General features: G+C 68.4%; 5 protein-coding genes. 1 reads left to right on the forward strand and 4 read right to left on the reverse strand.

Going from position 1 to position 16,881, the window contains the following annotated elements; all coding sequences use genetic code 11:
• The first annotated feature begins 19 nt into the window (after nucleotides 1–19).
• Entirely contained in the window at nucleotides 20–817 is a 798-nt protein-coding gene (locus KF837_18380; protein ID MBX3229293.1) for a Uma2 family endonuclease, read from the forward strand.
• Between the two features lie 174 nt (nucleotides 818–991).
• Here KF837_18380 and KF837_18385 read toward each other — a convergent pair whose 3' ends face one another.
• From KF837_18385 to KF837_18400, 4 genes are all read right to left on the reverse strand, one after another.
• A complete protein-coding gene (locus KF837_18385; GenBank protein ID MBX3229294.1) occupies nucleotides 992–12,430 on the reverse strand; it encodes a tetratricopeptide repeat protein in 11,439 nt (3,812 codons plus the stop codon).
• 179 nt (nucleotides 12,431–12,609) lie between these two features.
• Entirely contained in the window at nucleotides 12,610–13,524 is a 915-nt protein-coding gene (locus tag KF837_18390) for a tetratricopeptide repeat protein (protein ID MBX3229295.1), read from the reverse strand.
• Nucleotides 13,525–13,755: 231 nt separating this feature from the next.
• The gene (locus tag KF837_18395; protein ID MBX3229296.1) at nucleotides 13,756–14,364 is read right to left on the reverse strand and encodes a Uma2 family endonuclease; all 609 of its coding nucleotides are present in this window, start codon (nucleotides 14,362–14,364) and stop codon (nucleotides 13,756–13,758) included.
• 124 nt (nucleotides 14,365–14,488) lie between these two features.
• Nucleotides 14,489–16,750 (reverse strand): FHA domain-containing protein, encoded by a 2,262-nt coding sequence (locus tag KF837_18400; protein MBX3229297.1) that lies wholly within the window; start codon nucleotides 16,748–16,750, stop codon nucleotides 14,489–14,491.
• Nucleotides 16,751–16,881 lie beyond the last annotated feature (131 nt).

The following is a 16,881-nucleotide window of genomic DNA, read 5'->3' on the forward strand; positions in this document are numbered from 1 at the left end:
GAGTGCTACGATGATCGTCATGCAGCGGTTCCCCGGTCGTGGAGCGCCTCCCGTCGATGAACGGATCGTCGCGCCGGGCTCGCGTGCCGAGATCCTCGAGGGGCAGCTCGTGTTCGCGCCGCCGTCGGACGAGAACCATGCCGTTCCTCACGCCGACCTCGCCTACCTGCTGCGTGCGCACGTGAAGCCTGGGTTCAGCGTCGCCGTCGACATGCTCACGCGGACGAGCGTGCCGAACGACTTCGCGCCCGACGCGAGCGTCTTCGAGAGCGAGCGCGACGAGGTGACGGGCGGCCGCCGCCTCGAACAGCTCGCCTTCGAGGTCGTGAACGAGCAGTCGCTGGCCACGCAGACGACGAAGGCGCGCCAGCTCTCCACCCGCGGCGTGCGACGCATCTTCGTGCTCATCGTGAAGAAGCGAAAGATCCTCGAGTGGGCGCCCAGCACCAACGCCTGGGCCGCGACGCCGCTCGAGTCCATCGACGACCCATGTTTCGTCCGCCCCCTCGACGCCCGCGCGGTGTTCAGCGCGATCGACGCCGACGAAGCCGTCCTCCGCGCCCTCGCGGCCAAAGGCCATCCGTTCCTGGACTCTCTTCGCGAAGAGAGCCGCGAGGACGGTCGAGAGGAGGGGCGCGAAGAGGGGCGCGAGGAGGCCATGCGCGAGGTGCTCCTACGACAGATGCACCTCCGCTTCGGCGACCTCCCGCCCACCGTCGCCCAACGACTCCGCGACGGCACGGTCGACGACCTGACGCGCTGGACCGATCGCGTCATCACCGCGACGAGCATCGACGACATCTTCACGGCCTCCTGAGCGCGCGCAGCTCGTCGGCGCCGCACGACCACCGTCGAAGCGAGCGACAACGCGAGCCCGAAGCGAAACCCACCAGTCAAGAGGACAGCGACTCTCGGGCGAGAGGGCGCCGCCCCCGCCGCCCGCGCCCCCGCGGCTCACATGGAAGAGAGCGACGGAGGCCGAGCGAGCCCCTCAGCCCACCGCGATGCCCAGCGCCTTCCGCAGCGCCAGGTACTGCTCGCTCACCGAGAACATGATGAGCTCCTTCAGCTTGTCCGGCGGCGGGAGGTCGCCGGGGAGTTGGGGCTCCGCGGCGATGATCTTCTTCGCGATCTCGAGGTCCGCGCAGAGCAGGAGGCCCGCCCGCGCGCCCGTGACGTCGACCGCTTGCATCCAGCGCTTCAGGTCCGCCTTCGCGCCGTCCTCGATGAACTTGTGGACGACGAGGCGGAGCGAGTCGCGCTCGACCGGCTGCATGTACTTCACGAACTCGGCCGCCGTCATGTTCACCGCCTGCGCCATCTCGGCGGGGACGTTGAACTCCGGCTGGATGATCTTGATCGCCGAGAAGAAGACGACCTTGAGCTCACCGAGCGTGGGGAACAGGTTCTTGATGTAGTGCTCGCCGCGGTAGTAGCTGAGGTGCTTGCCGACGATGAACGTCAGCTCCTGCGGCGTGTACCCCGTCAGCACGTTCTGACCCGCGACCGACGCCGGGGGGCGCGACGGAACGGCCAGGAGCGCGCCCGCCACGTCGTTGCGGACGTAGAGGTCCGGGAGCTGGATGCCGAGGACCTGCGCCGCCCAGCCGAACGTCTTCGCGAACGTGACCGTGCTCGTGGCAGGGTCCTGCTTGAAGCGGCGATCGAGCACCGGCAGCTGCTTCGCCTTCGCGAGGGCCTGCGTCTTCGCGACGATCGCCGCGGGCGTGACCATCTCGAAGATCTTGCCGATGAAGATGTTCTCGTCCTTGTGGAAGAGGTTCTTCACCCACTGCTCGTTGTCGAGCCGGCTCTTCACCTGGATCATCGCGCGCGGGCGATAGTCCTCGAAGAAGCGCTGCTCCTCCTCGTCCGCCTTGTGGAGGAACGCGAGCGCGGAGCACATGCACCACGCGCGATCGTAGTCGTGCATCTTCAAGGCGAGCTTGTAGAGCGCGCGGTACGGGTCGACGCGGAGCGGGTCCTTCTGGAGGACCTGCGAGTGCTCGCCGACGGCCGCTTCGAGCTGGTCGGTCGACTCGTAGAGCTCGGCGAGGATCTGGCGCTCGACCGGCTCGTCCTTGAACCGCGTCGCCATCTTGAACGCCTCGATGGCGCTGTTGATGTCGGAGAGGCGGTCTCGGTAGATGAGGCCGAGGTTGTGCCAGAGGTTGAACTCGAGGTCGGGGTTGCCGGCGTTCGAGGTCGAGAGGCGGCGCAGCATCTTGCGGAACGCCCGCTCGAGCTGCTTCCAGTCCTTCTGCGCGGTCAGGATCTTGTTGATGCGCTCGAAGGCCTCGAGGTAGCTCGGGTTCAGATCGAGCGCCTCGTTGAACTGCTCGACCGCGCGATCCTGGTCCTGCATCTTGTCGCGGTAGAGCTGCGCGATCGTGAAGATGAACTTCGCCTTGCGGGCGTTGTCCTTCTCCATGTCGGCGATGGCCTGGATCGTGTCGATCATCTTGGCCCAGTTCTGCGTCGCCTCGTAGAGCGGCAGCATCTTGTTGAGGAGCGGCCGGTTGTCCGGCTGGAGATCCTTCGCGTCCTCGAGGGCCTCGATCGCCTTCGCCGGGTTCTTGTCGTTGTCCTGCCAGATGTCGGCGATGTCCTGGAGGACCTTGAAGCGCTCGTCGCCGTCGACGATCGAGTCGAGGATCTGGCGCTTGTAGTGGACGACCTGCTTCCAGTCCTTCAGGTCGGTGTAGATGCCGACCATCGCCTCGAGGGTGGGGCGGTGCGACGCGTCGACGCCGAGCGCCTTCTCGAAGTTGTTGATCGCCTGCTTCGCCTGCCCCTGCTCACGCTTGATCGCGCCGAGCTTCGAGTAGACGTCCGCCCGCTCCTCGGTCTGGTCCTCCGAGAGCGCGGTCAGCACCTTCTGGAAGTTCGTGAGCGACGCGCCCCAGTCCTTGAGCCGGAACGCGACCTCCGCGAGCCCGCGGATCGTGACCTGATCGGTCAGATCGAGCTGGTGCGCGGCCTGGTAGGCCTTGTGCGCCTTCTCGTCGCGACCGAGCGCGGCGGTGACCTGACCGAGCTTGTTGTAGAGCGAGTGCTGCTCGCCGCGGTCACGCTTGCCCGCCTTGCGGGTCAGCATGTCGAGGAGCGGCTCCGCCTTCTCCCACTCCTCCTTGACGATGTACTCGTCGACGAGAGGCATCGCCGCCTCCTCGTTCTCGGGGTCCGCCTCGAAGGCGGCCTCCCAGGCGAGGACGGCGCTGTCGTGATCGCCGAGCATCTCCTCGCGGAGACGACCGAGCTCGCAGAGCAGGCGCGCACGCTGGCGCGGGGCCGGCGTGTAGCTCTGCTCCTGATCGATGTAGCGCGCGGCCTTGTCGTAGTCCGCGTTGTCCATCGCGATCTGGCGCAGCGCGCCGAGGGTCGCGATGTGCGAGGGATCGAGATCGAGCGCCATCTCGAAGCGGTCCTGCGCGGAGACGCGGTCTCCGAGCTTCTCGTCGAGGGCCTTGCCGATCTTGTAGTAGCTCTCGACGCGCTGCTTCGTGTCCTGCGTCAGCTCGGCGACGCGCGTCATGTAGTCGATCGCCTGCGAGGCGTCGCCCTGCTTGTCGTAGAGCTTCGAGAGGGCCTCGAGCGCGGGGAGGTTCACGTCGTCGAGGTCGACGATGTTCCGGTACGCGTCGATCGCGCGCTCGGTGTCCTCGATCTCGTCGGCGTAGACCTGCGCGATCGAGGCGTAGAGGTCGATCTTCGTCTTGCGGTCGAGCGTCGCCGAGATGTGGCGCTCGTAGACGTTGATGAGCTCCACCCACTGCCGGAGCTTCCGGTAGCAGCGCTCGAGCGCGAAGTAGGCCTCCTCGTGGTTCGGGTCGATCTCGAGGACCTGCTCGAGCCGCTGCGCCGCGATGTCGGCCTTGAGGAAGTGCTCCTCGTGGATGTTGGCGAGCTGCATCAGGATGTCGATGCGCTCACGCTCGGTCGTGACGACGTCGAGCTGCGACTCGAGCACGCGCACGAGCTCGGGCCACTGGTTCAGGATCTCGTAGACGCGGGCGAGGCCGCGGAGGCCCTGCAGGTTCTGCGGCTCGATCTCGATGACCTCGCGGAAGGTCTGCGCCGCCTTCTGCGGATCGTTCATCTCCTCGTTGAGGCCGCCGATCCGCAGCTTCGTCGCCGCGATCTCCGCCGCGTCTTCGAGCGCGCGGACCTTGCGCGTCAGGATGTCGACGAGCTGCTTCTTCTCGCCGCGTGACGCGTAGATGCGCTCCAGGTTCTCGATCGCCGGGATGAAGAGCCCGTCGACCTCGAGCGCGCGGTTGAAGTGGGTGACCGCCTGATCGGTCTGGCCCATCTGCGAGTCGAGGAGCTCACCGAGCTCGGTGAGGATCTCCTTCCGGTCCACGTCGCTGACCGCGACGTCGAGCGCGCGCGTGAGCGTCGCGCCGAGCTGCTGCCAGTTGCCGTTCTTGCGATAGAGCTGGCCCATCTGGCGCAGCGCGCCGACGTTGTTCGGGTCGAGCGCGACGATCTGCGCGTAGTAGGGCTGCGCGTACTCGGGGTGGCCGAGGTCGTCGCCGTACCACTTCGCGAGGTGGAGGCAGAGGCGGATCTTCTGCGTCGGCTCCGTCTGCGCCTGGAGCCAGTTGTTCGCGGTCTGGATCACCTCGCCCCAGCGCCCGGTCGCCTGCGCCATGCGCTCGAGGTACTTCGACGTCTCACGATCGTGGAAGTCGAGGCCGAGCGCGTTGATGAGCGCGTCGAGGGCTTGGTTCTTGTCGTCGAGCTTCTCCTCGAAGACCTTCGCGATGCGGCGGAGGAGGTCGGTCTGGTCGGCGACCTCCGCGCGTGTGTCGAGGCGTCCGAGGTAGAGCTCGATGAGCGGCTCCCACCGCGACGCGTTGGTGTGCAACTTCTCGAGCTGGAGGAACGCCTCGTCGTGGGTGTTGTCGATCTCGAGGATCTTCTGCCAGGCGGTGGTCGCCTTGTCCGGCTCGTCCACCGTCTCGCGCCACAGCTCGGCGACCTGACGGTACTCCTCGATCTTCTGCGCGGGGTCTTCGAGCGCCGCCGCGCGCTGCATCTTGACGTCGATGACGTCCGGCCACTGCTCCTGGCCGCGGTAGATCGCCTCGAGCGCGTCCATCGCCTCGAAGTCGGGGCCGACCTCGAGGAGCTTCCGCCACGCGTCGGCCGCGTCGTACGGCTGCGAGAGCTGCTCGCCGTAGACCTTCCCGAGCTCGCGGAAGATCTCCTTCAGCTCCTCGGGATCGAACATCTGCGCCGCGCGGTCCACCTGCTGGTGGAGCGCGGTCACGAGCTCCTGCGCGTCGCCCTGGCGCCGCCGGATCGCGGCGATCGCGCGGAGCGCGGCGAGGTTCGCGTAGTCGATGTCGAGGACGCGGTTCCAGTCCTCGAGCGCGAGGTCGTCGCGCTCGAGCTTGCCCTCGAACGTGCGCGCCTTCCGCGTGAGGATGTTCACGCGGTCATCGTCGCTGTCGGCGATGTCGTATTGGCGCTCGAGGATGTCCACGAGCTCGCGCCACATCTGCTGGCCCTCGAAGAGGTTCGAGAGCGCGGTGAGGGCCTCGGGGTCTTCGCCGCGGAGGTCGAGGACGACCTTCCACGTGTCGATCGCGCGGTGCGGATCGTTGAGGCGGTCCGACGCGAGGTGCGCGAGCCGCGCGCGGATCTCGGCCTCGGCCACGTCGCCGGAGGCGTTCTCGAGCTCGCGCTCGTAGACGCCGTTCAGCTCGACCCAGTTCTCCTGCCCCGCGTAGATGCGCGCGAGCGCCTGGATGGCGGGGTCGTGCGTCTTGTCGAGGCCGTCGAAGATCTGGCGGAAGGCGCGCGTCGCGTTCGGGATGTCCCCGATCCGCGACTCGTACACCTCGCCGAGGCGGGCGTAGAGCTCGGTGAGGTCCAGCTCGTCGGCCGGCGCGCGGACGCGCATCTCGAGGATGCCGGCGAGGTCCGGCCACTGCTCGAGCGAGAGGTAGATGCGATCGAGGTTGGCGAGCGCCTCGAGGTCGAGCTCCTCGACGCTGAGGACGTAGCGGTACGTCTCGACCGCCTTCTCGACGTCGCCGAGATCGTCCTCGAACGTCTTCGCGAGGCGGCGGCCGATCGAGCACTGCACCGTCTTGTCGTTGTGCAAGCCGAGGATGTCGGCGTACGCGTTCGCGAGCGTCTCCCAGCCGTTGTCGATCGACCCGGCGAGGCGCGGCGCCTCCTCGCTCGACTTCTCGTCGAGCGGGAACTCCTTCAGCGCGCGGATGTACACGTCGAGCGTGCGCACCGGATCCATCAGCTTGTCTTCGAGGAGCTCCGCGATGCGGTAGTACGCGGCGAGGCGCTCCTCGTTGTTCGTCTCCGGGTTCGGCGGCGTGTGGTTGAGCTGCGCCTCGTGAACCGCGACGAGCTTCTCCCACTCCCCGGCGGCGCGGTAGAGCGGCTCGAGGATCTCGGCGATCTCGACCTGCTTGATGCCGTTCGAGAAGAGGCCCTCGAGCGCGCCGGCGGCGTTCTCGTGCTCGGGCGCGGCGGAGAGGACGTCGCGGTAGGCCGCGATCGCCGCGTCGACGTTGCCGAGGTTCGCCTGCTGGACCTGGCCGAGGCGGAACTTGAACTCGAGGATCTCGTCGGGCGTCTGCCCGATCTCGGCCTCGCGCTCGAGGATCGCCGCGAGGTCGGCCCAGCGCTCGGTGAAGACGTAGAGGCGATCGAGCGAGCGGACCGCGTTCTGGTTCTCGGGCTCGACCTCGACGACGCGGCGGTAGCGGCCGATCGCGTTGTCGACGTCCTCGAGCTGCACCTCGTAGATCTGGGCCAAGCGAAGGCCCAGCTCGACGAAGCGATCGGGCTGCTCCTCCGCGAGCTTGTCGAGCTCGACGTCGTAGAGCTGCGCGACCTGCGGCCAGCGGTTCACCACCATCGCGAGGCGCTCGAGGTTCTGGAGCGTCGCCTCGTTGCCGTTGTCGAGCGTGAGCGCGCGCGCGTACGTGTCGAACGCCTGGCCGTGGTTCTCGAGCGCGTCCTCGTAGAGGCGCGCGATGCGGTGGAGGAGGTCCACCTTCTGGAACTGATCGTCCGCGTGCGCGACCTGCACCTCGTGGACGGAGATGAGCTTCGGCCAGTCCTGCGACGCCTCGTAGACCGGCTCGAGGACGGCGGCCGCGCCGAGCGGATCTTGCGTCCCGGCCTTGAGGCCCTCGAGCGCCTGGAGCGTCGGCTCGTGATCGACCTGGCGCTGGAGGATCTCGCGGTAGAGCTCCACCGAGCGCACCACGTCCTCGAGCCGCTTCTCGTAGAGCTCGGCGATCCGGTACTGGAAGCTGATCGCCTCGCTCGGGTCGTCGCACATCTCCGACTCGCGCGTCAGGATGCCGAGGAGCTCCTGCCAGTTCTGCGCTTGCTCGTAAAGGACGTCGAGGCGCGAGAGGGCCTGGAGGTCGTCGGGATCGAGCTCGAGGATCTTCGTGTACGTCTCGATCGCCTGCTCGACGGAGCCGAGCTCGCGCTCGTAGACCGCGCCGACCTGGTAGTAGATGCGCTTCTTCTCGTCGGGATCGCCGACGAGGTCCGCCTTCCGCTCGTAGACCTGGAGGAGGTCCTGCCAGCGCGAGAGGCCGAGGTACCGCTTGATGAGCGCGTCGAGCGCGCGGACGTCGTCTTCGTCGATCGCGAGGACCTTCTGGTAGACCGCGATCGCGTCCTCCGGCTTCTCGAGGACGTCCTCCTCGATCGCCGCCGCCTGGAAGAGCGCGTCCTTCTGGTCGTTCGGCTCGACGAGGATGAGCGCCTTGCGCTGGAGGATCTGCGACAGCTCCGCGTAGCGCTCCGTCACGCGGTAGAGGCGCTCGAGCGACTCCGCCGCCGCGAGGTGGCCGGGGTCGATCTCGAGGACGCGGGTGTAGAGCGCGATCGCGGTGTCGACGTTGCCGATGTCGGCCTCGTAGACGCGCGCGCTCATCATCGTGAGCGCCGCGCCGAGCGCGGGATCGTTCGCGACGACCTCCTCGCCGAGCTGGCGGTACACCGAGGCGAGGTCTTCGAAGCGGCCGGTCGCGCGGGCGACGCGGTCGATCGCGGTCTGGGTCTGCTCGTTCGCGGGGTCCTCGCGCAGGGCGCGCGCGAGGGTCGAGAACGCGTTGTTCAGATCGGCGGCGGCGTCTTCGTAGAGCTGCGCGATCTGGTGGAGGAGCTCGACGCGGCGGTTCGGATCGTCCGAGCGCCGCACCTGCACCTCGTGCGCGCCGATGAGCTTCGCGTAGTCGCCGATCTGGCGGTACAGCGGCTCGAGGAGGTCGGCGATGACGAGCTCGTGGGCCGGATCCTGCCCTAGCCGCTCGAGCGCGCCGAGCGCCTCCGCGTTCTGGATGTCCCGCTCGAGGACGGAGCGGTAGCCGTCGATCGCCTGCTCGATCTGGCCCATCTGCGTCTCGCGCAGCGCCGCGAGGCGGAGCATGAGCGCGATCTGCTGCTCCTCGTCGGCCGCGAGGGCGAGCTGCGCCTCGAGGTTCTCGGCGAGGTCGCTCCACATGTGTTGGCGCGTGAAGAGCGCGTCGAGCGCGGCGAGCGCGGTCTGCGACGCAGGGTCGAGCTCGAGGACGCGCTTGTAGCAGGACACCGCGTCGTCGGGACGCGAGAGCTGCTCGTCGTAGATGCGCGCCATGCGGACGTAGAGCTGCTCGCGGAGCTCCGGCTCCGCGGTCTGCTCGATGCGGCGCTCGGTGACGCTGATGAGATCGGTCCACCGCTCGGTGCGCGTGAAGAGCGCCTCGAGCGCGTCGAGCGCCTCCGCGTCGGCGGGGTCGAGCGACAGCACGTGGAGGTAGCCCTTCGCCGCGTCGTCGACGAGGCCGAGGGCTTCGTCCTCGATCCGCGCGCTGAGCATCCAGTAGCTCCGCGCGAGCTGCGCGTCGGTGAGGCCCTCCGCGATCGACTCGTAGAGGTCGGTCAGCGCCTTCCACGCGTTCGAGACCTCGGCGATGTGCTGGATCTCCGCCCGCGTCTCGCCGTGGTGCGGCTGCTCGCGGAGCGCGGCGGCGAGCGCGTTGAACGCGCGCGCGTGGTCGTTCAGCATCTCGGAGGAGACGCGCGCGACCTTGCGCAGGAGCTGGACGCGCTTGTCGGAGTCGCCCTCGCTCTGGGCGAGGATCTCGAGCGCGACGAGGAGCTTCGGCCAGTCGCTCCGCTCCTCGTAGATGTTCTCGAGGATCGCGGCCGCCTCGCCGCGGAGCTGCTCGTTCTGCAGCAGCGCCTCGAGCGCCTCGCGCGCGCCCTGGTGCTGCGAGTCGAGGAAGAGGATCTCGCGGTAGTTCTCGAGCGCGCCGGCGGGGTCGCCGGTGTACCGCTCGAGCGTCTGGCCGAGGCGGAACTTGAGGTCCACCATCTCGCCTTCGTTCACGTCGAGCTCGATGCGGCGGCGCAGCGTGTCGACGTACGGGTCCCAGCGCTCGAGCTGACCGTAGAGGATGTCGAGCGCGCGGAGCGCGTGCGCGTCGGTCGGCTCGTCCTCGAGGACGGCGTTGTAAGTGTCGATCGCGCGATCGAGGTCCTTCACCTCGGTCTCGTACAGCTTCGCGATCTCGTAGCTGATCTGCTTCTTCTCGTCGTGCTCGGTCGAGAGGTCGCGGCGCTTCTCGTAGATGCCGAGGAGGTCGGCGTAGCGCGACGTCGTGCGGTAGAGGCGCTCGAGCGCGGCGAGCGCCTCCGCGTTCTCGCTGTCGGCGTCGTACACCGCGCGGAACGCGTCGAGCGCCTCGTCGACCTGGTTCATCTCCTCGACGAGGACGCGACCGAGCTTGAGGCGGAGCGTGATCGCGAGCTGGGCGTCGCCGGCGTTCATCGCGTCGTCGATCGCTTGGCGGTAGGCCTGCTGGACCTCCTCCCACTGCCCGGTCGCCTTCGCGGCGCGCTCGACGTCCACCGTCGTCTGCTCGTCCGACGGAGCGAGCACGAACGCGGACAGGTAGCGCGCGAACGCCTTGCCCGGATCGCGGACCTTGCCCTCGTAGAGGGAGGCGACCTCGCGCAGGAGCGCGAGCTTCGAGTACGGGTCCTCCTCGTGACCGAGCTTCACCTCGATCGCGTTCGCGAGCGCCTTGCTGTTGCCGGCCTGCGAGTAGATCGGGATGAGGGCCTCCGCCGCGCGGAGGTTCTGCGGATCGAGCTCGAGCGCCTTCTCGTAGGCGCGCGCGGCGCGGTCGTTCTTCTGCTTCTTGTCCGCCCAGAGCTCGGCGATCTTGAAGAGCATCCCGATCTTGGCTTCGGGGTTGGTCTCCTTGCCTTCTTGCTGCTCGAGGACGCGGATGAACTCGTCCCACTTGCCGCTCTCGGCGTAGAAGACCTCGAGGTCGTCCCAGCGACCGAGCGCGAGGTACTTCTTCTTGAGGGCCTCCTGCGCCTTGCGGTCGTTCGGCTCGATCGCGAGGAGCGCGCGCCAGGCGCTGACCGCGCCCTCGTCGTTGCTCAGGCGATCGCCGTAGATCGTGCCGAGCTTCGTGAGGATCTGGACCTTCGCCGCGTTGTCGAAGGTGACCTCGGCCTGCTTCTCGAGGACCTGCGCGAGCGTGTCGTAGTCCTTGTTGCGCTCGTAAAGGCCGGCGAGCGCGCCGAGCGCCTCGGCGTTCGACGGATCGCTCTCGAGGACCTGGCCCCAGAGCTCGATGCAGACGTCCGGCTTCTTGACGCGCTCGGTCGCGAGCTTCGCGATCTCGAGGAACTTCCGCGCGCGCTCGTCGCCGTAGAGGCGCTCCGCCTCCCTCCGCTCGAGACCGAGGAGCTTCTCCCAGTCTCGACGCTTTTCGTACATTCCACGGAGGTAGTCGATCGCGCTCCGGTTCTCCGGATCGATCGCGATGACCGCCTCGTAGGCCTTCACCGCCTCCGCCTGGTTGGCGAACTTGCCGGTGTAGAGCTCGGCTGCCTTCGTGTAGAGGGCGACCTTCTCGTCGGGCTCGGGCACGAGCTGCGCGAGCTGGAGGAGCGTCTTGACGTACTCGTTGTAGCGCTTGTTCGCCTCTTGCTTGTCGGCGAGCGCGCGGAGCTCCGCGATCTTGCCGGGATCGCCGGCGGGGGGGACGCTGGCGGCGGGCGGTGCGCTCACCTGCGCGGGCGGCGCGCTCACCTGCGCGGGCGGCGCGCTCACTTGCTGCGGGGGCTGCTCGCTGACGACGACGGGCGCGGGCGGCGGCTCGGAGACGAGCGGCTTCGGCGGCTCGCTGACCACCGCCGCGGGCGGCGGCACGCTCTGGCGAACCGGGGGAACCGTGTCGCGCGGGGAGGGCGTCGGCGCGGGCGGCGGCACGCTCTGGCGGACCGGCGGCGGGATCGACGGTGTCTTCTGCTGCTGCCCGAGCGGCTCGCCGATCTGCGCCTCGAAGGCACGGAGGATCGGGTGCTCGGGCGAGATCTGGTTGAGCCGCTCGAACACCGTGCGCGCGCGGATCAAGTTGCCGAGCTGACGCCACGCGATCGTGCCCGCCTGCGCGAGGAGGAAGGTCGCGTTGCCGTTCTCGCCGGCGCCGGTGACGGCCTCTTCGGCGAGCGTGAGCACGCGATCCCAGTCGCCGCCCTTCCGGCCGTACGCGTCGCGGAGGTAGTGGAAGGCGCCCTCGTTCTCGGGATCGAGCTTGATCGACTCCTCGAGGTACTTCGAGCCGCTGTCGACGTTCTGATGACGCGAGACCCAGCGCGTGCCGAAGACGAGCGCGAGGTGCGCGCGGCGGACGCGATCCGGCTCCGCCTGGAGGAGGCGCGTCTGGAACTGATCGAGTTGATCGAGCTGCCCCGCCTCCGCGAGCGCGCCCTCGAAGAGCGCGGCGGCCTGCTTGTCGCTCGGGTCCGCGGCGTAGGCCTCCTGCAGCAGCGCGAGCACGCCGTCCGGCTGGAAGCGGCGCGTGATGCGCGCGGCGCGCAGGTAGAGGCGGCAGCGCGCAGCGGGCTCCGCGGAGGCGGCGGCGCTCTGGAGCGCAGCGACGTGCTGCTCCCAGGAGCCGCTCTCGGCCTGCACGTCCTCGAGGCACGCGCGCGCGTCGGCGTTGCTGCCGCCGCTCGTCGCGAGCGAGCGCGCGTACGTGCTCGTCGCCTTGTCGTAGTCGCCCATGTCGCAAAGGACGTCGGCGAGCTCGAGGAGGAGCGCGCTCGCGACCTCCCCTTCTTTGTGCGTGCGCAGCTCCAGCTCGAGGAGCTTCTGCACCATGTTCAGCTTGCCGAGGCTCCAGTACACCGCGCGCGCGGCTTCGAGGCTCTCGCCGAGCGCCGGATTGAGCTTGTACGCGTCCTGGAAGTGCTTCAGCGCTTTGACGCCGGAGAGAAACTTCGACTCCAGCACCTTGCCGAGACGCAGATGGAAGCTCGCCTTCGACTCGTTCGCAGTCGTCGACTGGATGCCTTTTTCGAGCTCCTCGACGAGCCCCTGCCAGTCACGAACGGTTTCGAGCTGCTTCAGACGTTCCTGAAGTTCCATGGATTCCCTCGGTTATCCAAACCGAAAAAGGCAGGACGCAAGGCGCGCCGGCCGGTGAGGAAGGCTAACAAGAACCGTCCGAGATTTGGGAACGGTTCTTTTGGCTTCCGGCACGTTCGGCGCCCTCGAGCTTTTGTATTGCGAGATGTCGTCGCTTGTGAGCGCTTCGGTCGCGCAGCTTACTGAAGTGTGCCGCCGAGCTTCGTCGCGAGCTGCTGGGCCTGCGTGCACTGGTCGGCGTACCGCTGCGCCGCCGCCCCCTTGCACACGACCTTCTGGAAGCTCTGGAGGTTCGACATCGCCTCGCTCTTGCGAGGTGTCGGGAGCGTGGCGTACGCCGCGCCGAGGTTGAAATACGCGATCGGCTGCCCCGGCTCGTTGCATTGGCCGCATGCCTTCTTCGCCGCCTCGTACTCGGTGAGCGCCTTCTGCGGGTCCTTCTTGCGATCGTAGATGTCGCCGAGGAGGGAGTGGATGTTGAAGAGGGCCTTGTCGCCTTCCTTCGCGAACGGGAGGCCCTGGACGAGGACCTGCTCGGCGAGGTCGATGTAGTTCAGGTTCTTGTAGAGGTCCGCGAGGTACCCGTAGAACGAGAGCTCGTCGGGCTTCGTCATGATCGCCTTCGAGTACGACTGAATGGCGCTCGCCTCGTCGTCGAGGTGGAAGAAGACCTCGGCGAGGTCGAAGTGCGCGTCGGCGATGTTGGGGTCGAGCTTGATCGCCTCTTCGAGCGGCTGCTTCGCGTCGCCCCAGCCGGTGGGGCCCTTCTCGGCCTGCTTGATCAGCGCGTGCCCATGCTGCGCGTAGTAGTTGGCGAACTTCGGCGCCGCCTTCTCCGCGCGGACGCACGTGGAGACGACTTTGTCCCACGCCTCTTTCTTCTGGTACGCGTTCGCGAGCTTCCCGAGGATCTTGTGGTTGGTGGGGTCGAGGTTCGCGGCCTGCTCGTACTTCGAGATCGCGCCGTCGATGTTGTTCGCCTTCCGGTCCTGGTCCCCCTCGTTCGCGAGGTTGACGGCTTCGATGTTGTTACGGCTGCACCCCGTGACCGAGAGCGCCGCAATCGCCAGACCCGCTGCCAGAAGCCTCTTCATCGCGACGCGAGCATACGAAACTCGCGCGCGTTCTACCAAGTCTCTTCATGGTCGGGGGCTTCGCCCCCGACACCCCCACCCCAGACACGGCCCTCGCGCTTTGCGCTCGGGGCGCTTCGCGCCCGCTTTCGCGGCCGCTTCTGGGGCCCCGTTCTCAACGTCGGGGCTTCGGCCCGACACCCCAGCCCCGTTCGCGTGGGCCATCTCTGACATGAGCTCGCGCGAGCGGGTCTAGGGTGGGGCTTCTTCCGGGAGCTCGTCGACCTTGGACCAGAGGTCGTCGAGGTCGAGGGTGAGGCCGGCGAGTCCGGGGACGGTATCGATGCGGCCTTCCGCGGCGCCGACGACGCGCGCGTAGATGCCGGCCTCGGTCCGCTCGTAGATCTCGAACGTCCGCGCCTCCGGGTCGACGAGCCAGTACCAGCGCACACCGAAGGCGGCGTACTCGTCCATCTTCTCGATGCGGTCGCGTCGAACGTCACGCGAGGCGCGGCTGATGACCTCCACCATCAGGTCGGGTGCAGCTCGAACCGCGCCGCGACGCGGCGGCTTCGCTCCCCCGGGAAGAAACATCGAGAGGTCCGGCTTCCGCCCACGACCGCGCTGCAAGACGAACTTCGCTTCGGAGCCACCGACGATCCCACCGTGGGAGCGCGTCCAGCCGGCGAGCACGTAGATCAGCCAAACGACGACGGCCTCGTGCGCATAATCCGGCGCCTCTTCCTCCACCAAGACGCCGTCCACGAGCTCGCCGTCGACGTCCTCCGGCAGCGCGGCCCACTCCTCGTCGGAGAGGCGCCGCGGCGGAGCGACCTGGGAGGACGACGGGTTCGCGGACATCTCGTCTCGACCGTAGCACGAAGCAGGCGGTGCGCCTCGAACGGCAAAAGTTACAAAAACGAGAAAGCCGCGACTCTTGCGAGCGCGGCTTCCGTCCGTGGCGGCGGGCGCGAGGCCCTGTGCGTCAGTCGCCGGGGTTGAAGATGATCGGGTAGACGACGGTGACGATGCCGCCTTCCGGTTGCGGGAAGGAGAGGTTGCCGAAGCCGCGGACGACGCAGCTGATGACGCCCTGGTCCGGGAGCTCCGAGCCGCCGTCCTGCGCGGTCGAGACGGCGCCGGAGCGGTCGATGACGAACTTCACGCTGACACGACCGGAGAGGGTCGGGTTGTTGCGGAGGCCGTTCTCGTAACAGAGACGGAAGCGACCGAAGTTCTGGCGGACGATGCGCTGGATGACCTCCGGCGGGAGACGACCGTTGACCTGCGTCGTGCCCTGACGGAGCGACGGGGCCTTGGTCGCGTGCGAGCCGCCGAGGCGGCCGTGGCCGTTGCCGAAGCCCTGGCCGGTGCCGGTGCCCGCGCCGTGGCCGAGCGTACCGACGTTGCCGAGGCCGATGCCCTCGCCGCGACCGCCGCCGCCTTCGCCGACGCCGGAGAGGCCGAGACCGCCGGCGCCGAACGCGTCGCCGATCGCGTCACCCCACATGTTGCCGCGCGCGGAGAGCGGGTCGTTGCCGAGCGAGTCGTCGCGACCCCACGGCGCGGTCGGGGCGTTGGGATCGCCGCCCGCGCCGACGTTGATGAGGCCGATCATGCCGAACTCCTGCGCCTCCTTGAGCGCAGCCTGACGCGCGATGTGCGGGTCCGCGTTGTCGGCGGGTCCTTGCACGCCGTAGCGTTTGTTCGTGTCCTGGGTGTTGGGGTTGCCCATCGACCCCTCTTCCCCCTTCGCGCGCGTGCCGGTGCCGCCTTCCTTCTGATCGGCGTTCGCGTCCGGCTGCTGCTCGGTCTCCTTCTCCTCCTGCTCGCGCTCGGCCGCGGCGTTCAGCATCTTCTGCATGAGCAGGAGCTGATCGCGGTCGATCGCCTCGGCGTCGTCGCCGCCCATCTTCGGCATGAAGAACGCCATCGAGGCGACGATGCCGATGTGGAGGAGGAACGAGAGGCCGATGAACATGTACGCGGCCGGCTCGAGGCTCGAGAACACGCCGACCGGCGGCGACTTGCCCGCGTTGACGGCGCTGACCTCGAAGACGAGACCCGAGCCCTCGAGCTCCATCCTCGCCTTCGCGTTGTTCGGGAGATCGAGCTCGTGCGCGCCGCTCATCTCGGAGGAGGAGCGCGCGCGGCCGGACGCGATGAGGTCCTGGAACGAGAACGTCCCCTGCCCCGGGATCTCCACCGTGCCGCTCGAGCGCGGGAGCATGATGAGCGTCGCGCTGACGCCGCGCGCGACGACGACCGGCGCGCGCGTCGTGCCGAGCGTCTCGCTCGGGATGAAGTAGTCGCTCGCTTCCTCACCGACGAAGAAGCTCTTCGGCGGCGAGCTGTGCTGGACGTGGAGCGTGTTCTGGTCCCACTTCACGAGGACTTCGATCGCCGCCGCGTGCGTCTCGACCTCGTCGGGATGGACCTCGGGGCCGCTCTTCACGAGCGAGAACGTGTACGGCTGGTTCGGATCGAAGTCCGAACCGCCCGGCGCGTTGATGCCGTAGTTGCCCTGCTCCGCGGCGGACGCGACGAACGGGTTCGCGACCGCGGCGAACGGGCTCGCGACCGCGGCGAACGGGTTCGCCTGCGCGAACGGGTTCGGCGGCGGCGGCGGAGGCGGCGCGCTGGCATGTCCCGCCGGCGCGGCGAACGGGTTCGGCGGCGGCTGCGAGGCCGAGGGCGCGCCGAACGGGTTCGCGGCCGCGGCGGCGACGGCCGGCGGGGGCGGCGGAGCGCCGTGACCGCCGAGCTGCGTCGAGTGCTGCTGCTGCTGGATCGCCTCCGTCGGCGTGTTGCGCGGCGGAGCGCCGAGGCCCATCTGCGGGGTGGGCGGCGGCGGCGGCGCCGAGATCCCCGACTGCGCCGGCATCGCGGCGGTGCCGCCCGCGGTGGGCGCAGGCGCGGGCGCGCCGGCGGCGAGCTCGGCGCTCTCGAGGTGAATCATCGTCGACCCGATCTGGATCTGGTCGCCCGGACGCACCTTGCACTTGTTGACGCGCTGGCCGTTCACCATCGTGCCCGGCTCGTTGCCGAGATCGATCAGGGTGATGTCGTTCGGGCCCGCGACCTCGATGACCGCGTGCATGCGCGACGCGAGATCGTCATCGACGCGCAGGTGACTGCGCGGGTCCTTGCCGACCTTCACGATGTCCTGGGCGATCGTGTCGCGGCGCACGAGCTGATCGCCCTGGTAGAGCGCGAACGTCAGAGCAACCTTCGCCTTGCCTTCCATCTTTCCTGGTCTTTCTCGGGCGGTTAGCAAAAGACCTTCGGTCTTTTGCCCCGCGCCCTCGGTCAGGGGGTCGCGGGTTCGGTTTTGCCCCGCGCCCAGGGGGTCGCGGGTGCGGTGATGCTGGATCGGGT

This window comes from Labilithrix sp. (genome assembly GCA_019637155.1).
Lineage (GTDB): Bacteria > Myxococcota_A > Polyangia > Polyangiales > Polyangiaceae > Labilithrix.